This window comes from Rhodococcus sp. 05-2255-1e, assembly GCF_002259025.1.
Lineage (GTDB): Bacteria > Actinomycetota > Actinomycetes > Mycobacteriales > Mycobacteriaceae > Rhodococcoides > Rhodococcoides fascians.
Map to the genome: position 1 here is coordinate 21,950 of NZ_NOZE01000009.1, position 20,965 is coordinate 42,914.

Sequence of the window (20,965 nt, forward strand, 5' to 3'; positions counted from 1 at the left end):
ACGTCAGCTCTTCTCGTAACCGGTAGCGCAGTACTCGTCGAACGCCTTCTGATTGGCCTTCACGCGGGCGGCGAGCACGGGTACGTCCCAGACGGAGGGAACGTGCAGCTTGATCGGTTTGGCCTCCCGGTAGCGCAGTAGGGCTTGATCGGCGGGCATCCGGGCGATGTCGCTGCCGGCCATGACCGGGACCGACCGGGGCCCGGCCATCCGGGAGGCGCTCATGTATTCGTCACGCATTCCCAGGCCCTTCGAGATGGTCGCCAGCTCGTCGGCGTCGCCGAGGCCGGTCAGATACAGGCGAGTGGGGGAGTCGTTGGACAGTTGCTGGCCGGCGACGTGGCCCCAGCGTTGTTCGTTCTGCAGCCGGGAGTGCACTCCGGCCCAGATCTGGATTCCGCGGCCACCGGAGTCGGTGATGAGCGAGGGCATGTTCGGGATTGCTGCGACGTTGTTCATCTCGTCGAGCACCATGCGCAGCGGCGGGTCGATCTTGTCGTCGGGCTGGGTCAGGCCGTGGGTCTTCGCCACGTGATAGAGCTCGGCCGACAGAACGGTCGTCATCGCGGCCGCCGACGCACTGCCACCCTCGGAGATGAGATATACGGTGTTGCGGCCTTCGGTGATCAGGGAACGTAGATCCGCCGATTCGCTGAGCGGGACATTGAGCGAGCGCATCAGCTTCGGCGACGCCAACGGCTCGAGCAGGCGTGTGCAGGCACCGATCATGTCGTCGGAGGAATCGGCTTTCGATTCCAGCGCCTGACTCAGGTCGGCGTCCCAGTCCGGTAGATCCCTCGACAGAACCTCATGCACGGGCTTGACGTTGCGCGAGGCAGCCCACACCCGCAGTGTGACCAGATCCTTGTCCAATACCGCTGCGGCATACAGGTAGCCGCGCATGAGCATCGCGGCTTTGCCGTTCCAGTAGCTCGAATTCGAGGTGCCGTCCATCGGCATGGCCTGCACCAACGCCGCGGCCCGCCGCATGGCCACCTCGGGGTCGTCGCAGCCGTCGAGAATCGACCACTGCATCTTGTTCGGATACACCGTCAGCCCGTCCGGATCGAACACCTCGACCCTGCCCACAGCCGCGCGCTCGGCCCACGTCGCGCGCAGAAGGTCACCGCGGGTCGAGGTGGCCACCACCGGCCCGATCGCCTCGACGACCGCCTTGTAGAACATGCGCCAGGTCTTACCGGATCCGGTGGGGCCTTCGACCAGCACACCGTCTCGGTACTGCAGAAACACCCCTTGTTTCTTGTCGTCGTACAGCGTGCCGATGCGCGTGGTCTCCGCTGCTGCCTCGATCCGGCGGACCGGGACGTCGGAGAGTGAGAGCCGGGTGGCCTTGGCCTTCTTCACCGCGCTTTTCTCGTCGATCCCGACAGTTGCGAGCGCGGCCCGATCGGCGAATCCGTTCGCCCGCACCCGCCGAGATGCTTTGCGGGCCATGTTCTTCGCCGAGACGATAGCTCCGAGCAGGATGCATGCGGCCGCGATGATGCCGATGCACAGCCAGGTCAGGATCGGGCCGCCCGGCTGAGCACCTACCGGCCACGCCGACGCGGGGTCGGATGGGTTGCTGAACAGGCCTACCACCACGGGGATCACCCCGTAGATGCCGGCGGGAAGTGCAGGGCCGGTGCCGGCGACGAGACCGGACAGGTAGCCGCCGCCGACCACGGAGACGAATGCACCGGCGACGAAACCGACGACGGGGCCGGTGCCGTAGGGAAGTACCGGGGGAGTGGGGCGAAGTTCTGGTGTGCTCATCGGGGGCGGTCCTCGCTGGAGTCGGGCCGTGGAGCAGGCGCGGGAAGGTATCTGCGGACCACGTCGCTGCCGGCGACGGGAGTGGGCGAGGGTGTCGATCGTCGATGGAGTACGGCCGAGCAGAGGGTGTCGAGCTCGCCGTCGAGGCGCGTGATCGCCGCGATGTCTCGTCGCGGGTCCAGTGCGGCGATGTTGGCGCGCAGTTCGCCGATGCGGGTGTAGCGGGCGACCGCGGCGCGGTCAACGTCGCTGATGTCGGCGCTGTGGTGGACCTGGATGCAGCCCCGTTCGGTCGCTGGTGCGATGTCGCCGCCGAACCGATACGCCAGGACCCCGGCCACCCGCTCCGCGTCGTCGCTGCCGTAGAACCCTATCGATGTTCTGCTGTGCGGCAACGGGTCCGGCCTGATGCTGCACAGGCGGACCTCCACCTTGTCGGGGTCGTCGACCCGTGATGGATGCACCGGCGAAGCGACGGCGTTGCTCAGCGTGGAGATCTCGGCCGTCAGAGCAGCGGGCAGCGGCAACCTCGCCCGCCTCACCCCAAGACTGTATTCGTCGAGAATCGCTAAAGCGCAGGCTGTCTCGGCTACCGAGCCCGTCACGGACACCTCGTCCCACGCGCAGAACATGCCCTCCGATGCCGAATCGACTGACGCTGTATCGCACTCGAAGACGGTGAAGTCGAGTGAGACCAGCGTGGCCCAGGATTGTGCGGCGTGCGTCAGGGCGAATGCCGTTGCTGCCGAACGAGACCGGAACAGTCGACCTACGGCGGTACTGCCCGCCACATCGAGGGTCGTCACGTCCACACCCACCAGAGTCGAACGGTCGGCCGTAGGGTGCGAGAGCGCTGCGCTGCGTGAGTGGTCGGTCATGCTGCTGCTCCTTTGATCACTTCGTCGGTGTCGGTGAGTGCGATTTCCAGATCCGAGCGCACGTGTTCCATCAGGATCGGGTCGGCGTTGCCGTATTTGACCAGGCAGTGGCCCTTGGCGAGGGACATGATGATTTCGGTCGACCCCGGCGGCAGGTGGTACATGCGGGCGGTTTCTTCGGCGTCCTCGACCCGGTCCTGCCCGTAGAGGAAGACGATGCCGGCCTCTCTCATCAGCGCCCGCGCCGGCGAATCGACCGGCAGGTCGGAGATGTGGTGGAACGCCGAGACGGTCGACAGTCCCAGACCGCGCGAGAGCTTCATGTTCTCGCGGAAGACCTTTCCGGTGGAGCCGTCGGCGACGTGCCAGCCTTCCTCGACCAGCAGCAGGGTCTGCATGTGCCGGGCGGACCGGGAGGCGAGCACGTTCGCCAACCAGGTGTTGATCACGGTCATGATCACCCGCAGGGCCGGACCCTTGTTCGGCAACGCCGACACGTCGAAGTGCACGAACGGGTGATCGAGAGCCGCGCGGACCTCCGGTGAGGTCGCGCCGTCGACGAGGCCCTTGAGATCGCCCAAGCACAGCTCCCGCAGCGCCAGACCGGGATTGAGGCCCCAACGCCGCGATTCCTGCGCCCACTGATCACCGAACGCTGCGCCGCTGCCGGCGGAGGGGCCCAGGAGCTCGTCGGCGAGTTCCATCAGGATCGGTTCGCGGTTCTCCCGGGCTGCGCGGTCGTTGACCACTTGCAGAGCGAGCCCGAGTGCGGCTTTCTCGGTCTCGACCAGGGGGCGGCCCATCGTGTCCTCGATGACTGCCCCGACGAGTGCTTCCTGGCCGGCCGGGGCGACTCCGTCGGTGCGTTCGACGCCGGTGGCGATCGCGGGGTCGAGCAGGTTGATGCGCATTCCCGTTGTGCCGGTGCGGAATCGGATCGAACCAGCGCCCACAGCATCCGCGATTCCGCTGTATTCGCCGCCCTTGTTGCCCTGGCGTTTCTTGTCGATCACCACCACCTGCCGGTTCGGGAGTGCGAGTTGGCGCAGGCACATCGCGGTCTTGATGAGCGAGGACTTGGCCTTGCCGATGTCGCCGATGACGGCGATGTTGATGTTCTCGATTTCCGACCCGTAGAGAGCGTAGGGGTCGGTGATCACTCCGGATTGGCTGATCTTGTTCAGCCCGGTCAGCAGGCCCTCGTGACGCACCGAGCGGCGCATCGTGGCCAGGTTCAGCGCTTCGCCCTGCCGGGTGGTCGTCCACGCGCCCTCGACGCGGATCTCGTACCAGCCCCATCGGTCGAGCCACTTCTTCCGCGTCGGCGGGTGCCGACGGGTGGTGATCATGCCGGCGGACTGTGCCGCGGCGAGAGTGGCGGCCGTGTCGGCCTGCGCGGCCAGATCGGGGCCGGTGCGCTTGCTTCGCCGGGTCAGCGAGAAACGGCGGGCGGTGCGCGGTGTGGCGGCGTGGCCACGGCGTCGGTCCTGCTTGTTGTCGGTACTGGTCATCGTCTCTCGCCTCGTTCTGTGGTCGGCGGACTCTGGGTTCGGTTCATCGGGAGCGGGTCCATTTGGTGGCCGCGAGTCCGCGGCCGAGGGGCAAGGTGACGAATGCGGCGACGTCGTGGCGGTTGTCCTGCCATTCGATCTCGCCGATACCGCAGTCGTCGGCGGCCTGTTCGACGCGTGTGCACGCCCGCAGGGCGTCGTCTTCGTCGTGGCCGGTGACCGAGACGGCGAGGGTGTAGATCATTCCGTGGTGCCCGGTTCCGGGCATGAGATCTTCACGGCGACGGGAGGATTCGCTGATCGCGACCTCCGATGCACCGTCGGTGATCTTTCCCTTGCGCTCTTCGGTGATCTGACGGGCCTTGTCCTGGGTGACGTCCTTCTTGGTCGCAGCGCGGGCCTTGGATGCCTCGACGAAGTCCATTCGCGCGGTCACCGTCCGGATGGTCGGTGCTGCGGGGATCTCGTCGTCGCCGGCATCGGGTTCGACTCCGGTGAGCAGGGTCGCCAGCCACAGCGGGCCGACTTCGACCGGTTCGATGGCGCGGGTGGGGATGATGCCGACTCGGGTGTGCCATGTGCCGGCGACCTCGACCGATTCGTCCCGTCCGACGTAGGAGGGCCAGCAGTTGTCCCACCGGACGCCCCTGTGGGCGTCGAGGGGGTAGCTGGGGTCCTGGAATGCCCGCAGGACCGCGCAGGCGCGCTGTTCGCCGTAGACCTCCACGCGCCCCATTCCGGCACGCTCGAGGGCGCTGACGGCGCGGGCGGTGTCATCGCGGATGACCTGGGCGATACCGCCGACCAGCGGGGCGTCCTTGCGGCGGGCGATCCGCGCGGCTTCGGCGAGGAACGCGGCCGACTTCGGGAAGATCAGCACCGCGTAGGAGCGGTGCTCTTCGGAGTACGGGCTCATCCGGTCGATCAACTGTCCGTAGGACCGGATCGCCGGAACCACGGCCAGGTCGGGGTCGCCGGCCGCTATCTGTTCGGTGACCCAGTTCTCGTGCGGGACCATGTCGGCGGGGACGCTGCGGTGCAGCAGTTCCAGGCCGCGGACGAACGAGGACCGTTTGGCGAATCCGGCGAGCACTCGCCCGAACGCCGCCGAGGTGACCGCCCACGCATCGTCGCCGCGCAGGCCTTCGGCCAGGCCCTGTTTCGCGATGAGAACGGAGTAGTAGTCGTTGTCGCCCGGGGTGCGATGTTCGAGGATGAACATGTCGTCGAGGCCCGTTCCGGCCAGGTCGACCGGCTCGGTGCGGTACAGCGGAACCGGAATCGTCCACCCCGGATCGAGGGCGGGGTCGCCGTAGTGCGGATCGGAAGGCGAGACCCAGACGTGCTCGCCTCTCTTGCGGCGCTGCCTGTTGCGGATCGCTTTGACCTTGCGGGCCGCGTACGACTCGTGCAGGCCGAAATCGAGTGTCGCGCACAGGACGCCGCCGATCAGGACGGCATCGATCGCCAACGTCCACGTCGACTGCCCGACCATGAACAGCAGATACAGGGCCACCACCAGCGTGGCTGCCCATGCGGCGACGACCGGCTCGGGGAACGGGAGCACTCCCCGGCGCGCGGTCTGACGGCCGAGAATCGCCGACCGTGGCCCGCTCACCGCCGCGCCCCCCGCCGGGCAGTCGGCGTTGGGTGCGGACCGAACCAGCCGATGTCAGTCGTGGCGGTCATGGTCTCTCCGTTCGTGTTGTGGGACATCAGTTGTCGCTGTCGGGGTGTTCGGGGGCGCTCTGCGCGGCCGCTCCGGCTTTGTTCATCGCGGCCCCGGCCGAGGCGAGGGCGATCGGAGCGACGACAGTCGCGGCGCCCGCCGCCATTCCTGCTGTCTTTCCGGCGGCGGCGAGCAGCCTCGATTCCGAGCCACCTGCTTTCGCGCCGCCGTGGCCACCGCTCTTGCCCGGTAGACCGCCGGATCTCGATGCGGTCTGGCCGCTCTGCTGACCGGCATGGGTGCTCGATGCCGACGAGCCGCCACCCGGCCGGGAACCACCGCCACCGCCGCTACCGCCGCTACCGACGCGGCCGGGTGCATCGGCGACACCGGCATTGCGCGAGGCCGCGCTCCCGCCGCCCCCGGTTCCTCCACCGCCGCCGCCGGCGCGCATCTGGTACATCCCCGCGCTCGATCCGATCATCTGACCCGTGGCCGACCCGCTACTGCCGAAGTCGGCGGAATCGGAGGCGCTCGGCAGGATCGGAGACCACTTGAGCAGCGCGAACGGGGCCAGTCCGACCATCACCAGGCACACGGCGATCGAGCCGAGGTCCCCGAGGGATTCGAGCTCGCCGTCGTCCGCGACCGCGCCGGCCGCGGAGATGTTGATGGCCGCGAAGATCGCGGCGAGGATGACGAACAGCAGAGGCTTGGACAACACGATGCCCAGGAACACCATCACTGGGCGGAGGGCCTTCTTGCGCCAGTTCGGATGCACCCACATGCCGAAGGCGATCGCCGAGACCACGCCCAGGATCGGCAGGGCGTTCGCGTGCATCAAGAACCCGAAGAACAGCGACAACGCGCCGAGGAACATCAACCCGAACCCGACGATGGCACCGACGGCACCGCCGATCAGGGTGGTATCTGTCAGCGGGCCGAGGACCGAGGAGATGTTGTCGACCACCTCGTCGGTGGAGCTACCGAGCAGTGAGACCAGACTGACCGAGAGTTCGTGCGCGAGCGAGATCAACAACTGCGCGAACGAGGGCGCGAACAGCATCATCATCACCCCGGCCGGGGCGTAGGCGAACAGGTCTTTGGCCAGCTCCATACCGGGTCTGCTGCCGTCGGAGGATTTGTAGATTGCCAGCAGCACCATCAGCGCCATGACGAAGATGCCCAGACCCGTCGACATCGCGTAGACCTTGAGAAATTCGGGGTCGGTGGGGTTGAACTCACCGATACCGGCGAGCCCGTGCAGGACCGATGTGGTGGTGCCGACGGCGGCGCTCTTGAGCTTGTTCGCCCAGGAGTCGATGACGTCGGAGGGGTCTTTGACGAAGGCGACGATGTCGCCGACCGCGCCGACGGTGTTGTCCCACACCCAGGAGAAGCCGTCGACGTACATCTTGCCGACCTTGTACTGCGGGGTCGCCTTGAACGCTGACTCGAGGGTCTCGCTCAGGCGGTCACTGAAGCTGGTGTTCTGATCGATCCAGTTCATGGTGCCGCCGAACAGTTTTCCGACCCTGGTGTTCCATTCTCGGCAGGTCACCTCGTCGTCGCGGTCGGTTGCCTTGCTGCAGTTGACGTACATCGCGTGCATGCACAGCGACCCGGGCACTCCCTCGGCGCACGCGTCGGTCCAGGCCTGCTCGGGAACCTGGTCGGCATTGGGCTGCGCCTTCATCTCGGCGAGCGAGGCCGCATCGGGAGTCGAGGCCCACTCGAAGCCCCAGGTGCTCGAAGTCTTGGTCGTCCACCGGGCGAGATCCTGTGCGCAGGTCGGGGCTGGGGGAGCCATCGCGGCATCGCCGGCGGGATAGACCGGCGGGTAGAACGATTCGAGCACCGCATCGTCGGTGATGGACAGCGCGGCCTTGCGGTTCTGCTCGACCCCGAGATCGACACCGGTGGTCTGCGAGCCGACCGCGCCGGCATCGATGAGGACACCGATCAGAACCGGGTCCTTGCGCACGGACACCGCGGCGGTCCACCGCGCGATGCGGTCGTTCTCGGTGGCCGTCCAATACAGCAGGCGGCCTTCGTTGCTCATCACCGATCCGACGTACTGGCCCATATCGCCGCCCTTGTCCTTGCAGTGCCCGGTGAACCACGGTGCTGCTTTGAACTCGTCGGTACCTGCGATGTATTTGCGGAGATCCGCAGGAAAGGTCTCGGGTAGCTTCTTCGCCGTCGTGGTCGCGGTCGATCCGCCACCGGGAACCGGTGCCGGAACAGCCGAGGGCTGCGCGGCCGCGGGCCACGCGAACCCGACCGCCGCGATGACCGCCACCGCGATCGTCAACAGAATCCTTCGCCACATCGCAGGCCGACCCTTCATCAGTTGACGTAGAAGGCGTAGAAGCCGTCCGCGGCCTGCTTGGCGAGGGAGGACTCATCGGCGGGGAACTGTGCTTCCTCGAGGGTGGGGCCGGACTTGTAGCTCCAGTCCTTGGCCTTCCAGTCGTCGTTCTCCCACACCATCGTCACGGTGGTGGTGGAGTAGATGGCCAAGATGCCGACTTTGTCGCTGTCCTGGCTGACCCGGCTCTGGCTCACTCCCATGCCCCAGACCGACACCGTCGCCGAATCCTGCGAGAAGTTCTCCACTGTGACGATCATCGGAACGCCGTTGACCGTGCCGCGCTCGGTCTCCTGGCGCTCGGACGAGACGTCGAGGACCTCTGTCAACGCCGGTGTCGGTTCTGCCGCTACGGCAACGTCTTTGAGGCGCTGAGCATCGATGCGACCTGCATAGGCTTGGCCGTTGGCTTGGGTGAAGTTCACCGCGGCGGTCTGGGCGCCCGCTTGATCGCGGGTGTAGCCGGCAGGGACGCCGTCGATGGTGGTGGTCGGGCCGTGCGCGGCGCGGATCGCATCGGCTCCGTCATCGGTGGAGCTCTCGCTCCCCCCGGATGTCAACACGACCACGGCAATCACGACGACGAACGCCACGGCGGCGGCGATCATCGCCAGTACCCACTTGGGCAGCCCGAACAGGCCCGATCCGGGCGAGCCGGACGCCGATCCCGTCGCGCTGGTGGTCGAGCCGGCGGCGCCGACTGCGGAGAAATCTCGTGCCATGTCAGTTCTTCTTTCTCATCGAATGGGGTTGAGCCGGAACGTTGTTGGTGATAGGTCAGCCAGGATTGGCGACGAACATGATTGCGCCGACGATGACGCCGCCGATGGCCAGAGCGCCGACCGCGACCCCGGCGACTTTCGCCTCGCCCATCGAGTCGCTCATCTCCGCGCCGTAACCGCCGGCTTTCGCGGCGCGCATCTTGTACAGCGCGACAAGCAGTTTCACCGATGCTCCGGCGAGCAGGACACCCCAGATCGAGGCGGCGACCCGCGCCCACACGTTCTGGAAGGACGGGCCGAGGAACTCGAACGACGGCTTGATTCCGTTGATCGGGTTGAAGTCCTGGGCGGAGGCGGGGCCGGCGAAGATGACCGCGAGGGTGAGTGCGGCGGCGGTCATCGCTGCGGCATTCCCTGCGCGACGAGCGAGGGCGCGGCCCCGGGTCGGGGTGGGAGGCGGTGTGATCATCGGTGGCGTCCTTTCACTGGAAACGGTTGGTAGAGCAATAGAGTCGGGTGGGGCAACAGGTTCGGTGGTCATCGGAACGGGTCCTCTCGGGGTGGTTGGTCTCGGGGTGGGACGGCTCGCGGCCGCCACTGCTCCCGGGGCGGGTGCCGGTCGTAGTCCGCGTCGGCGTCGTAGCTCTGCGGAGCGGGCTGTGGGATCGAGTGCGGGGGGAGCGAGTACGGACGACGCGGCGGGCGGCGTTCGGCCTGCGAGGGACGTGTGAACTCCTGTGGGGCATATGCATCGGCGTATTCGGCGGTCCGCTCGTACGCGCGATCGGCGAGCCTGTCGGCGATCTCCGCTGCCACGTTGGTGTACGCCTCGACGGTCGCCTGTCCGAGCTCCTGATAGCGGATCCGCTCACCGCTGGCGAACTTCGGCTCGTAGGGCACCCGCATGATGCGTCCGACCCCGCCGATGGCCTCGAACTCCTTCTCGAGCCAGCCTTCGAGCCGCAGTGCTGTATCGACGGAGTCCTTGTCGCCGGGAAGGACGACGGTCAGGATCAGCGCCGATCGCACCAGGTGCTCGTAGCCGCGGGCGATGATGCCGTCGAGCATGTTCATCGTCAGGATCGCCATGTCGCGTCGCAGCGGAAGCGGGATGACCAGGATGTCGGAATGCTGCACGGCCCACTGCCAGTTGCTGGCGGTGGCGTTGTTGCCGGTGTCGACGATGATCAGGTCACGGTGACGGCGCAGCACTGCCATGAGCGCGGCGCATTCGTCCCACCCGATCCCGCTCTGGCGGCTCGTCGAGCTGTCGGAGGCCAGCACCTCGTCATGGGTGGGCTGCAGGCGCAGATAGTGCCCCAGGGTGCCCGAGACTGCATCGGCGGAGGCCAGGGCGCGGGCGTTCTCGAGGATGTCCCACGGTCCGAGTTCGGGATCGGTCGTGCGGTGCGCGCGATGGCCGAGAGTGCCGGAGTTCTCGCACGCATCCCAGGCGACGACTCCGCGGCCGCGGTGAGTGCCGAAGGTGTTCGCCAGCGCGGTGGTGGTGGAGGTCTTGCCCGCGTCGCCCTTGAGACCGATGACCGAGACGACCATGCATCCCGGGAGCGGCTGCTGGACCCGTCGCACCGATTGGCGGAACCGGGCTTCGGCGGACTCGGGTAGAGGTGGGCGGGTCAGTCCCAGAGCGGCGTTGACCCGGCCGCGTAGTCCCCAGAGGGCAGGGCGGTTGTCGAGCTCGGCGGTCTCGGAGTCGAAGTCGCGGCCGCCGTACTCGGCAGGAATGTCGATAGCAGGTTCTTCGTTGGCTGCCAACGCATCCTGACCCACTTGGTAGGGGTCGGCGAACACCTCGTTGACGTCCCCGTCGTCGAATGCGTCGGTGCCGGCGTCGTGCTCACCGTCGGTGTCCTCGTCGACGACGGCAGGTTCGGGGTTGGGGTCGCTCTGGCGGCGCAAGCGTTGCTTGCGGAGGTCGACGGCGGTCTCGGCTTCATAGTTCTCGCGGTGCTCGCTGTACGGGTCAGGAATGCTCATCGGAGTTCCTTTCGGGGAGGGGGCGGATCCGGGGTGTGCTGCGCGGTCATCGGTCACAGTTGTTGCACCGCATCGACTTTCCAACGGCCGTCGTCGTCGACGACAAGGACGGCGACCTGGACGGTGTCGACGCCGGCGACCGAGCCGTCGGCGGCGATCGCGGTCTGCTCGACCTGGTACATCCGGTGCACAGCGCTCGCGGTATCGATCGCGCCCTGATTGGGCACGTTGGACACCGTCGGCCAGACCTGGGCGTCGACCGAGGCCCATTCGAGCCATTGACCGCCCGGGCTCCCGGTGGGCGTGGTGGCGAGGAGCTGCTCACGGAAGCGGTCGGTCAGAGCGGACCCGGTACGGGCAGCGGCGTCGTTCGGCCCGGCGTCGACGGCGGTGTTCCAGGTGAACCACGTGGTGACCACCCCATCGGCGACAGCGACAGGATCGCTGTCGTCGACCCCGGCCAGGGTGTCCGGTATCTGGGCCGGGGTGGTGGCCGGCGACCGTGTCTGGGTGGCGCTGGGGGCCGCGCCGGGGGTCCACTGCTGCGCCGGTGCACCTGCGGTGGTGGCGGTGGTCGGCGGTGTGGCGGTGTCGGTGGACGAGCAACCTGCGGCCAGGCCGACGGCGACCAGGAGCGCGGCGGCGATGGCGGCGTTCCGGGCGGCAGTCACGACGGGTCCTCGTCGACGAACAGGTCCGAGAGCCGGATCGCTTGCCAGGCCTGGAAACCGGTTTCCTCGCACCAGTCGACGGCGCGGTTGTCGTCGGTGATGTCGAGTTCGAGGGAGACCCCGTGGCTGGCTGCGACGCCCGCCAGTGCCGTTCCGTCGACGTGGGGGTTGCTGATGTGCAGCAGCAGGCGCACTGCCTCGACGCCGGCGTGCTCGCGGGCTTTGCCTGCGAGGAAGATCGCCTTGCCGGCGGCGGAGTCGTCGGCGGAGGTCTGGTTGCCTTTGCGGAACACCGTGTCGTTGCGGTGGAAGGTGCCGTACCAAGCGGCGTCGTCGACCGGTCCGAGAATGGCGAAGCTGCCGCGGTCGTCGCCGGCGGCGTACAGCTCGATCAGTGGTGCATTCTCTGCGACGGCGGCAATTTCGTTCGTGCGTGCGATCGCTTCGCTCTCGCGGAGCTCGTCGTAGTCGATGTCGAGCTGTTTGACGAGTTCTCGTTTGATCTTCGGCCACATCGAGCGTGCGAACAGGTTGTTCTCCTTCGCCCACGTCCGCAGGTCGGCGCTGGTGTACTCGCGCAGGGTGTCGGCGGCCGAGTGCACTGCGGCCGCTGCTTGCTCCCATTCAGTTGCTGCCGAAACGGTCATCTTGAGGTTCTGCCTTTCATCGGTGGACGGGTAGGGCGGGCATGGAAGTGTGATGTCAGACAAAGCGTTTGGCTTTCAGTCCGGACGCGGGAGGGGTCCAGGGCGAGATCTTCACGACGTCGCCGGATTGGGGAGCTTCGACGACGGTGTTCGCGCCCATCCAGATGAAGATGTGTCCGGAGTGGGGTTGGATGATGTCGCCCGGCCGCAGGTCGGCAGGGTTGGCGATGGTCGTGCCGCGGGAGTCGTTGATCTGGGCGGAATCGAGGTGCGGGAGCACGATGCGGCCCGCGGTGGCCTGGGCGACGGCGTATTTGACCAGACCGGAGCAGTCGAATCCGACTTTGGCGAAGTCTCCGTACATATCGGCGACCCCGCCGTCTCGGGTGCCGACGGTCGGCCCGTTCTCGTCGCCTCCGCCCCAGGCGTAGGGCGTGCCGAGCCACCGGGTGGCGGCGTCGACGACGGCCGATCCGGACGACGGGCCACCGGGAACGATCGCGGCTACTGGTGCGGTGAACTCCTCGATCGCGAACTTGCGGATGTTGGTGATGTAGCCCTGGGTTTCACTGTTGGTGCAGGTGTGGCCCTGGGAAAGAGTGGCACCGGGTCCGCAGTTGTACATCGACAGCGCCAGATCGACGACGTTGCCGGTCAGTCGACCGTCGGCGAGGCCCTTTTTCGACAGCTCGACCATCTTGCAGTCGTAGGACGCCATCGACATCACTGCGTCGGCGACCGAGTTCATCTCCCGCTTGCCGTCGCCGTCGCCGTCGACGCCTTCCTGCTCCCAGGTGGACGGGAGGAACTGTCCCGGGCCGGTGGCACCGGACCGGGCGTTGTAGGCGTTGACGTCGAACTTGCTCTCCTGCTTGAACTGCCCGGCAATGAGCGGTGCGGTGATCTCCGGGCAGGTGGCCGCTGCTCGGTTGATCCAGGGCTCGAATTCGGGTGGGACACTGCCCGGTTTGAGGTCGGATCCACCGATCGAGGGGCGGGCGCATCCGGCCCCGCCGATCGGGCGGACCGAGGCGGCATTGACGATTGCCGGGGACGAGGTAGCCGAGGTGTCCGGGGTCGTGGGGGCGGCTGGTGTGGGTTCGGCGGCACCGGCGAGCCAGGGTTGCGGGTCGGTCGGTGTTCCCGCGCCGTCGGGCAGTCGCCCGCCCTGCCAGACCTCGAAATGCAGGTGCGGGCCGGTCGATCCGCCTTCGTTGCCGATGCCGGCGATGTGTTGACCCGCGGTGACCTGATCGCCCTTCTTCACCGTGATCGTGTCGGCGCTCATGTGGCCGTACACGGTGGACAGTCGCTGGCCGTCGATGGTGGTGTCGATGATGACCCAGTTGCCAAACCCCGCTGCCGGACCGGCTTCGGCGACGGTTCCCGAGGTCGCCGCGTAGATCGGGGTGCCCAAAGGCCCGGCGAAGTCGACGCCGCGGTGCATCGTGCCCCACCGAGGACCGAAACCGGAGGTGATCTCGTAGGTTCCGGCCAGCACGGGTTGGGTCTTGTTTCCCGGTCCCGGTGCCACCTGCCCGGCCGCCGGGGCTGTGGGTAGGCAGTCGTCGACCTTCTTGGGGTTGTCGCTGCCCAGCACCACGCCGCCGACCAGCACCACCGCGGCCGCGATGACCGCGGCCCCGGCTTTGATGCCGTTCGAGGTGGTGCTGGACTTGCCCATATGCCTTCGACGTCCTTTCATCTGATCGGTGACGCGAGGTCACATGCGCTGCGGGTGGACAGGTGCGGTGGGCCGGATAGGTGTTCGGGGGCAACGGGTTCGGTGTCCGGCGCGGTCAGCCTCCGATTGCTTTGGTGTAGATCTCGACCATTTCCTGCAGGGCGGTGCGTTTGCCGTCGACGAGCCACTGGCCGTAGGACTCGTGCACCCGCGAGCCCAGGAAGCTCGCTGCGGTGACGCCGGCGTCGACGATCTGCCCCAGGGCTGCGGCGTCCGGGGAGGTGACCGTCGCCAATGCCGAATTTCCCAGTCCGACAAGGTCGCTGCTCTGTGCTTGGCTGCTCATCAGCGCGGTCATCGCATCGGTGGGTGCGTGCAGTTGGTCGGCGGACATCTTCTGGCTCGGCATCAGGACGCCGAGTGCGACGTTGGCGAGATCGATTCCGATGGGCAGCAATTGACCGAGAGCGAGAAGGTTTCCGGTCTCGACGACCTGCCATGCGACCTCTTGGAGCTGTCCGACGTCGCGGGCGAGGCGGATGACGTCGACGTTCGCGAGCAGACCTGCCACCATCGACGTCGCGGCCGCGGTGCCGGACGGGTCCGGAATCAGGCTGATCAACCGCGCGATCGAGGACAGATCGACCCCGGCAGCCATCTTCACCAGTGGAGAGAGCTGATTGTTCAGCTCACCCGAAACCCGGTGCGCTTCTTTGATGTTGCCCGAGAGCAAGAATCCGGGGAGGGCTTGCAGGTTCGCCGCGACGCCGTTGTAGTCGACCGACGTCACCCCGGTCACCACGCCTAGGACCTGGTTGATGATCGTGACCGGCTTGATGGCCGACAGAACCGATGTCGCGGTCGCGAGCTGATCGGCCGGGGTGCTGGCCAGCGGAGACACTCCCGTGCTCAACGTCTGCGCGGGGCCGGACAAGGCCGCAAACGTGCTCGCGGCATCGGTGGGAGCTGCGCCGGCTGCGGACGGGGTCGAGCCGCTCAGAGCCGATGCGCCCGACAGGACGCTGCTCGCCAAGCTCACGACCTGGTCGGCGGCACCGACGATCTTGGGGATGTCGATCTGGTCGAGCGCGTCGACGACTCCGCTGGTCGCTGCTTCCGGTGACCCTTCGGCTGCGGTGCGCAGGCCGTCACGGGCGGCGGGGTTCGCCGCCATCCACGACTGTGTCTGGGCGACCGGTGCGAACGTGCCGGACAGGAGCTTGGCCTGCTGGCCGATCTCGGCGATGTCGAGAGCCGAGGAGGTCGAGGTCGGAGCGCCGGCGGTCTGCAGCTTGTCCACCGAGGCTGCCAGCGAGGACGCGGCACCGGGTGCGGCGGAGAGGTCGGCGAATCCGTAGTCGGAGGTGACTGCGTCCAGGAACGACGACGCACCTGCACCCGCGCCGGTGGCTGTCGGGGCTCCGGGGGTCGAGGACGTCGACGGAGTGGGGGTGCTTTCGGTGGCGCTGGTCGAGGTGGGCTGCGTCGATGTCGCGGTGGACTGGCCTGTCGCGGTTGCTGCGGTGGATTGGCCGGTTGCGGTGGCTGTGGGCGCGCTGGTGCCGGGTGTGACGGTGGCTCCGGCTGCTGTTTCTACGGTGCCGGGTGGGTTGGCGAGGATGCGGCCGAGCGAGGCCAGGAAGGAGTTCGAGGACGTTTCGGTGTTGCAGTACTTGTCGTCGGGGTGGCAGATGTCGAAGACCTTCCCCGACAGGGCACCGAATCCGCGGGCGTCGGGTCCTCCGATTCCCTGACCGGCGAGGGTGGGACCGACGACCTTCGCACCTGCGGTGCCGCGCTTGGGGTTGGCCAGCAGTGCGACCGCCAGTACCGAGGCCGGCGGCGTCGGTCCGGACCCGGTCCCGATGTCGACCGCTACGTCGTTGGCGATCTGAGCGCCCTGGGAGTAGCCGCCGATGACGAATTTCGAGCCGGGGCAGCGGGTGAGGGCGTCGACCGTGGCCCGATCGCCTTCGGTCTTGGAGGTCGCGTACGTCATGCCGGACTGGAGGAATGCCTGTGCGGGGTAGGAGGGGTAGACGACCTGGATCTGAGATCCGTAGCGGCGCTGCAGCTCCTGGCCGACTTGTCCGAGCATTCCGGCCGGTTTGGTGGGGTCGGCATCGGCGCGGGTCTCGGTGGTTCCCGGTGCCAGGACCGCCACGTATCGCGCGCACGGCGACCCGGCTGCGGGTGCGGCGGAGGCGACCGGGGCCACGAGGACGAGTCCGGTGGCCACGGCGGCGGTCAGGGCGGCGAGTCGGACGGAGACGGCACTGCGCATGGTCTATTCCCCTACTTCGGTGATCGATTCGATGAGATGACGCCCGTCGACCACGGAGGTGGTGACGCGCTGGGTGCGGTACTTCGGGCCGGGTGTCCCGTCGGGTTGGACGAGACTGACGGTGAGGGTGAACAGCCCGGGCAGGACCGGATCGAGGTCGAGGCAGTACATCGAGCCGACAGGGGTCGCGGCGATACCCGCGTCGAGGTTCGCCACGCTGGTGAACGGCGGGGCGGCCGGGGAGAGGAGCTCGAACGCGGCGGCACCGGACCGTTCGACGTACAGGCGGTACTCGAACGCCCTGATGGCGTTCTCGCCGCTGTCCTGCCCGCCCGCGGGCATCGAGCAATCACCCTGCGCGGACTCGGCAGGAGCAGACGTCGGTGAGCTCTCGCTGGGTGATTGCTCGGTGTACGTCGACGGCGCGGACGTGATCAGTGCATCGGCCGGCAGTGGGCCCTGCGCGGGTTGCGGGTCGTCACCGGTGGCCACGATGACGCCGGTGAGGATTGCGGCGACCGTGACGGCAGCGCCGCCGAACAGCAGGGCTGCTCGGCGACGACTGCCGTCACGGGATCCGGATGCGGCGCGCGGTGGTTGTGGACGTCTCGGTGACCGGCTCGGGCCGGTGGCGCTGACGATCGACGAACCGTGGTGCTCACGCGCCATGAGGGTGAATCCTTTCGGGGACAGATGAATCCGGGGAGAGAGCGGTCACGCAGGGGCGAAGGCGGCGTTCAGTCCTGCGAGCGCGGCGTTGGCCTGATCGACGATCGGTGCTGCTGCGGTGGTGACCGCGGCGACGGTGTCGGCGACGGCAGGCTGCTCGAGGGCCTTCGAGGTGAACCCCTGTGCTGCTTCGACGGCAGGTGCGGTCCACACCGACGCGTCGCTGACGGCCTTGTCGACGATCGGTGCCGCGTTCTGGACTGCGGTGTCGGCGGCCGCGAGCACCTGGCGGCCGTTCGGGTCGGCAGCAAGAGTGTCGCGGACCTGCCCGACGGGTCCGGGGAGATCGACGGTCGCGGCCGGCGGGATCGCCGGGACGCTGTCGGCGGCCGGGGGAACCACCGCGGGTGCGGGGGCCGGCTCTTCGATGATCTGCTGTTCGCCGCCGAGAACGGTGGCACCGAGGACACCGCCGATGGCAGCGCCAGCGCCGGTCAGACCCAGCACGATCGGTGCCGACAGGGCAGCGCCGACGCCGGCACCGGCAAGTGCGGCCGCACCGGGAACGAAGATGTACCCCACCGGTCCGGCCCAGATGACCGCGGGTGTGGCTGCGGTCGTCGCCGCAAGTCCGAGCGCGCCACCGATAGCAGCACCGGTGCCAGTGATCACTGCGGCCGGGGCCACCGATGCAGCCAGGCCGACAGCGCCACCGGTGATGACACCGGTGGCGGTACCGGCCGCGATGCGGTCGGCACGAGGTGCATCGGCGAAACCGTTGTCCACGAGCCAGTTACCACCGTCGGCTTGAATTGCCTGGGTGGTGTTGTTGAACTGCTCGACGAAATTGCGGTCCACGATGTTCGGGTCGTACGGCACGAGTTCACCGCCGACGAGGAAGTACCCGTCAGGTGCGTCGATCGGGGCGATGACCTTGCGCTGCACCGTCGGGACCGGCGGCGGGGGCGGCGGAGTCGCCTGCAATGCCGGGGGTGCTTCGCTCGGGGCGGCCTGCGGAGCAGGGGCTTCGTAGTAGGTGTTCTGGTAGTACGAGGACTGCTGGTTACCGGCCAGGTAGTCGTCATAGCTACGCGACGGGGTCTGCTGGACCTGTGGTGATGGCTGGTAGCCGGGTAGGTACTGGCGTTCTTCCGGTGCGGCCGGCGGCGGGGTGGCCGGAGCCGTTTGCGGTGTGCCGGTGACGCCCGGCTGTGATTCCTGCGGGGCGATGACGCCCGGCTGTGAGGGTGCGGCCTGCGCGGGAGCGGCCTGCATGGTCAGGCCTGCGATCGTCACCGCGGCCATGGCGGGCAGCGATTTGATCACCCGCCCTCGCGTGTTGGGTGAGCGGTGGTGTCCGGTGCCCGGTGTTGCTGGCATTGTGTGTCGATCCCTTCCTGGTGCGACCCGATGGTCGGGTCGTTCTGGTGAATGCGATTGCGGAGCAACCGTTCTGGCGACGATTGGTTCTAGATCAAGTGAGTGGAGAAAGTGGATGGGTGCGTGCGATCCATAGGTTGTGGGCCAGTCGCACGCACCCATCACGTGCTAGAGGCTCAGAGCCAGCCGAAGAACACCGACCAGAACCAAGGCTGCTGGAAAATCCACATCGGGTATCGAAATCCTCTCTGTCAGAACGGGTGTGGGTTCGAGGGGTGATGTCCCGGCGGGGCCGCGCAGTACCGAACATGATGAAATGCGCTTACTGCGCGACCCTCGCGCCGGTCCACCGTTCGAGCTACAGGACGTCGGGGGAGCTCCTGTAGCTCACGAGCGGGACTATCAGCAGAAGCCCACTCGGGTCGGGCTGCAATTCGAACCGCCAGGTCTACGGCTTACTGGAAGTAATGGATCGATCAGTGCACGATGTGGATGGACCCCACTCGGCTAGCAGGGCTCCGTCGTCACCGATGTACTGGTGGCGACCGGAATGCCCGTGGTCGAGCGAGCATGCAATCAAGTCACCATGTGTCCGATTCACGACGATTGACGCGCAAAACTGTCTCTGTGCGAGGAAAGTTGACTCCATCGCATCCCGTGCGGCACTCACCTCGGTCCACCCCCACACCCTTGGCTAAAGTGGCAATGTCGGTCGAACGCACTTGTCGTCGCGCCTCGTCCGTGTTGGCCCAGCACTGAACTTCGAAGCTGTCCAATTCTGGGCTTAGCTGTCGACGGCAATGGTGGAGCGGAAACCGCGAGCGACGTGACCATGTGGAACTCCCGACAGGAATGATCGGACGGAATCTGTGAGCAAACCGTCCTAATGTCCCGCGCTACAAGCAGTGCCGAGAGCGACAAGCACCGAGGAATCCCTTTTGGGCGCGCAATAGGACTGTAGAACAGGTTTGGTGCACCGCGCAATTGGTTGAAGGTTGTGGAACTCGGAACGGGCGAGCGCATTGTTGCAACGATAGCGCGCAACTATAAAACGCACAAGACATCGAGGTTGACGTGGATCGAGGAAGATGAAGCTGTCTTGGAAGGTCGATAGAGAGTGGGGACAGTGCCGCGAAGCGGGGTTCGTGGATTTCGGGCCGATCGGTTGCGCGAGCTTCGGGTACGCGCTGGGTTCAGTGCTGACGACCTTGCGGCGACTGTGGGCGCGACTAGGCAAGCGGTATCCACCTGGGAAACGGGGCGTTCAACGCCACCGCCGGCGACCCTTGGTCGAATCGCGAATGCCCTGCACACGTCGGTCGCAGCCTTAGTTCCGATTCCGGAGTCTCAGCTCAAATTGTCCGACCTGAGGGTGCATGCGGCGCTTTCCCAGGGCGACGCTGCGCGGATGTTGGGGATGTCGGCCACTGTTCTCGCCGACATCGAGCGGGGGCGCAAGCCTGAGACGGAGGAGCGCATCGAGTCGCTTGCGGAAGCGTATGGGGTATCCACCCGAACGGTGGCAGCTGCATGGAGTCGAACTCGCGATGCACGCACGACACGCGCGCAGTCCTTGTAAAAAACGCAACTATTAAACGTACGTGCAGTGCGGGCGCTGCGATCGACGTGAGTCCGCAATAGTCTCTGTAGATCCGCATGGATCCGCGAGATTTTTTACTCTTCGCACAATTCGGTCAGAGTGACAAGTGCGGCCGTGGTGTGCTGATCAAGCGAGACCAGAACCGCGTTGACTTTCATGGGCTTCCAATGTCCGTCGAGAGTTCTGAATCGAAGCACGGCGTTAGTGCGTTCGCGTGCGAGTGCATTCGACATTTGCTTCGCAATTGGTACGTCGTCCGGATGAATGGCCGGTACCGGTTCGTCGGGAAGGTTTTCCCAGCAGATATTCGGTACAGGTTCAGAGTTGTACCAGCGCAACAAGTTCAGAGTCCTGAGGTTGACCAGTGCGCGGTACTCGCCCTCCTTGGTAGACGCCTCCAGGACACGATGCTCGAGTATCGTGGGTGGGGGAGCGATAGTGATTTCACCTGCGGGGCCGATGTCATGCGTGATGCCCCTCAGGATTATTTCGGTGCCCGCAGCCTGGTCTTCGGCAATCATCCGGCACGAGAAGTGCGCGGCCCGAAGTTCGCCGTCGTCCCGTCTCACTGTCCAAACTGCTTGATGGGTAGTGCCCGGTGCTGACTGCACGATCTTGGCCATAGCTTCGCTCTCGTCACGGTTTGTGACAAGTCGGGTGAACGCTCCCGCGAGTGCGCGCTGGGTCTCGCGCTCGTTTTGCGGAACGCGGTACAAATCGAGTAGATCATTGCTTCCGCTTGCTGTGCTATTCGTGAGGTTGAACTGCCACGCCCCGGTGGCGTCTCGCGGAGGTGGAGTCTCATCGCGCCGGCCGAGCCACACCCATGCCCCGTGCGTACGGCCCGCAAAGGTTTGCAGTGGTTCGGCCAGTACTCGCCTGTATCGGTCTCTGGACAGCCGATCCACCATGGCTCCCGTAACAAGCGTCTCCGTCACCGCGGCCAGTGCCTCGTTGCGGCTGGCGGAGCTGCGCAGAACATGACGAGGTGAAACAAAAGACTTGGGCGAGGACCCAACTCCGATCACGGACGGCTCTTCATCTCCGAACGTCTCTATCAGGATCCAGCTATTCGACATGGTTGACCGACCCCCGCAGGTCTGGT

At 66.7% G+C, this 20,965-nt stretch carries 16 protein-coding genes; 1 reads left to right on the forward strand and 15 read right to left on the reverse strand.

Annotated features, from left to right (window positions below; all coding sequences use genetic code 11):
- Nucleotides 1-3: 3 nt before the first annotated feature.
- The 14 genes from CH262_RS03440 to CH262_RS03505 all read right to left on the reverse strand — a co-directional run bounded on the left by CH262_RS03440 (nucleotide 4) and on the right by CH262_RS03505 (nucleotide 18,260).
- On the reverse strand, nucleotides 4-1,776 hold the full coding sequence (locus CH262_RS03440) for a type IV secretory system conjugative DNA transfer family protein (protein ID WP_249305507.1): 1,773 nt from the start codon (nucleotides 1,774-1,776) through the stop codon (nucleotides 4-6).
- Nucleotides 1,773-2,654, reverse strand: coding sequence for a hypothetical protein (locus tag CH262_RS03445; protein WP_094634001.1), 882 nt, complete (start codon nucleotides 2,652-2,654; stop codon nucleotides 1,773-1,775). Before CH262_RS03445 ends, CH262_RS03440 begins: the two co-directional genes overlap by 4 nt.
- Nucleotides 2,651-4,165, reverse strand: coding sequence for an ATP/GTP-binding protein (locus CH262_RS03450; RefSeq protein ID WP_094716906.1), 1,515 nt, complete (start codon nucleotides 4,163-4,165; stop codon nucleotides 2,651-2,653). Before CH262_RS03450 ends, CH262_RS03445 begins: the two co-directional genes overlap by 4 nt.
- A 43-nt stretch (nucleotides 4,166-4,208) precedes the next feature.
- A complete protein-coding gene (locus CH262_RS03455) occupies nucleotides 4,209-5,783 on the reverse strand; it encodes a hypothetical protein (protein WP_094634002.1) in 1,575 nt (524 codons plus the stop codon).
- A 97-nt stretch (nucleotides 5,784-5,880) separates the two neighbouring features.
- On the reverse strand, nucleotides 5,881-8,166 hold the full coding sequence (locus CH262_RS03460; protein ID WP_143547058.1) for a hypothetical protein: 2,286 nt from the start codon (nucleotides 8,164-8,166) through the stop codon (nucleotides 5,881-5,883).
- A 17-nt stretch (nucleotides 8,167-8,183) separates the two neighbouring features.
- A complete protein-coding gene (locus tag CH262_RS03465; RefSeq protein ID WP_094634004.1) occupies nucleotides 8,184-8,927 on the reverse strand; it encodes a hypothetical protein in 744 nt (247 codons plus the stop codon).
- 55 nt (nucleotides 8,928-8,982) lie between these two features.
- Complete coding sequence (locus tag CH262_RS03470; RefSeq protein WP_249305509.1) at nucleotides 8,983-9,396, reverse strand: hypothetical protein; 414 nt, start codon at nucleotides 9,394-9,396, stop codon at nucleotides 8,983-8,985.
- 68 nt (nucleotides 9,397-9,464) lie between these two features.
- On the reverse strand, nucleotides 9,465-10,925 hold the full coding sequence (locus CH262_RS03475; RefSeq protein ID WP_141216551.1) for a MinD/ParA family ATP-binding protein: 1,461 nt from the start codon (nucleotides 10,923-10,925) through the stop codon (nucleotides 9,465-9,467).
- 53 nt (nucleotides 10,926-10,978) lie between these two features.
- Nucleotides 10,979-11,596: a hypothetical protein gene (locus CH262_RS03480; protein WP_094634006.1), complete on the reverse strand. Its 618-nt coding sequence runs from the start codon at nucleotides 11,594-11,596 to the stop codon at nucleotides 10,979-10,981.
- Nucleotides 11,593-12,243 carry a hypothetical protein gene (locus CH262_RS03485; RefSeq protein WP_094634007.1) on the reverse strand — a complete coding sequence of 217 codons (651 nt, stop codon included), beginning with the start codon at nucleotides 12,241-12,243 and terminating at the stop codon, nucleotides 11,593-11,595. Before CH262_RS03485 ends, CH262_RS03480 begins: the two co-directional genes overlap by 4 nt.
- Before the next feature lie 55 nt (nucleotides 12,244-12,298).
- On the reverse strand, nucleotides 12,299-13,927 hold the full coding sequence (locus tag CH262_RS03490; protein WP_249305511.1) for a peptidoglycan DD-metalloendopeptidase family protein: 1,629 nt from the start codon (nucleotides 13,925-13,927) through the stop codon (nucleotides 12,299-12,301).
- A gap of 115 nt (nucleotides 13,928-14,042) precedes the next feature.
- The gene (locus CH262_RS03495; protein WP_094634009.1) at nucleotides 14,043-16,211 is read right to left on the reverse strand and encodes a cutinase family protein; all 2,169 of its coding nucleotides are present in this window, start codon (nucleotides 16,209-16,211) and stop codon (nucleotides 14,043-14,045) included.
- A gap of 3 nt (nucleotides 16,212-16,214) precedes the next feature.
- On the reverse strand, nucleotides 16,215-16,880 hold the full coding sequence (locus tag CH262_RS03500; RefSeq protein ID WP_249305513.1) for a hypothetical protein: 666 nt from the start codon (nucleotides 16,878-16,880) through the stop codon (nucleotides 16,215-16,217).
- 45 nt (nucleotides 16,881-16,925) lie between these two features.
- A complete protein-coding gene (locus CH262_RS03505) occupies nucleotides 16,926-18,260 on the reverse strand; it encodes a hypothetical protein (protein WP_249305514.1) in 1,335 nt (444 codons plus the stop codon).
- A 1,126-nt stretch (nucleotides 18,261-19,386) separates the two neighbouring features.
- On the opposite strand from CH262_RS03505, the gene CH262_RS03510 reads away from it, so the two are divergent.
- A complete protein-coding gene (locus tag CH262_RS03510; protein WP_094634011.1) occupies nucleotides 19,387-19,839 on the forward strand; it encodes a helix-turn-helix transcriptional regulator in 453 nt (150 codons plus the stop codon).
- Between the two features lie 95 nt (nucleotides 19,840-19,934).
- Here CH262_RS03510 and CH262_RS03515 read toward each other — a convergent pair whose 3' ends face one another.
- A complete protein-coding gene (locus CH262_RS03515) occupies nucleotides 19,935-20,939 on the reverse strand; it encodes a GAF domain-containing protein (RefSeq protein WP_094634012.1) in 1,005 nt (334 codons plus the stop codon).
- Between the last annotated feature and the right edge of the window lie 26 nt (nucleotides 20,940-20,965).

Bases quoted from the DNA above. Each gene is read 5' to 3' on its own strand.
- CH262_RS03440 (WP_249305507.1), bottom strand. From the start codon at position 1,776: ATGAGCACACCAGAACTTCGCCCCACTCCCCCGGTACTTCCCTACGGC.
- CH262_RS03445 (WP_094634001.1), bottom strand. From the start codon at position 2,654: ATGACCGACCACTCACGCAGCGCAGCGCTCTCGCACCCTACGGCCGAC.
- CH262_RS03450 (WP_094716906.1), bottom strand. From the start codon at position 4,165: ATGACCAGTACCGACAACAAGCAGGACCGACGCCGTGGCCACGCCGCC.
- CH262_RS03460 (WP_143547058.1), bottom strand. From the start codon at position 8,166: ATGTGGCGAAGGATTCTGTTGACGATCGCGGTGGCGGTCATCGCGGCG.
- CH262_RS03465 (WP_094634004.1), bottom strand. From the start codon at position 8,927: ATGGCACGAGATTTCTCCGCAGTCGGCGCCGCCGGCTCGACCACCAGC.
- CH262_RS03470 (WP_249305509.1), bottom strand. From the start codon at position 9,396: ATGATCACACCGCCTCCCACCCCGACCCGGGGCCGCGCCCTCGCTCGT.
- CH262_RS03475 (WP_141216551.1), bottom strand. From the start codon at position 10,925: ATGAGCATTCCTGACCCGTACAGCGAGCACCGCGAGAACTATGAAGCC.
- CH262_RS03485 (WP_094634007.1), bottom strand. From the start codon at position 12,243: ATGACCGTTTCGGCAGCAACTGAATGGGAGCAAGCAGCGGCCGCAGTG.
- CH262_RS03490 (WP_249305511.1), bottom strand. From the start codon at position 13,927: ATGGGCAAGTCCAGCACCACCTCGAACGGCATCAAAGCCGGGGCCGCG.
- CH262_RS03495 (WP_094634009.1), bottom strand. From the start codon at position 16,211: ATGCGCAGTGCCGTCTCCGTCCGACTCGCCGCCCTGACCGCCGCCGTG.
- CH262_RS03500 (WP_249305513.1), bottom strand. From the start codon at position 16,880: ATGGCGCGTGAGCACCACGGTTCGTCGATCGTCAGCGCCACCGGCCCG.
- CH262_RS03505 (WP_249305514.1), bottom strand. From the start codon at position 18,260: ATGCCAGCAACACCGGGCACCGGACACCACCGCTCACCCAACACGCGA.
- CH262_RS03515 (WP_094634012.1), bottom strand. From the start codon at position 20,939: ATGTCGAATAGCTGGATCCTGATAGAGACGTTCGGAGATGAAGAGCCG.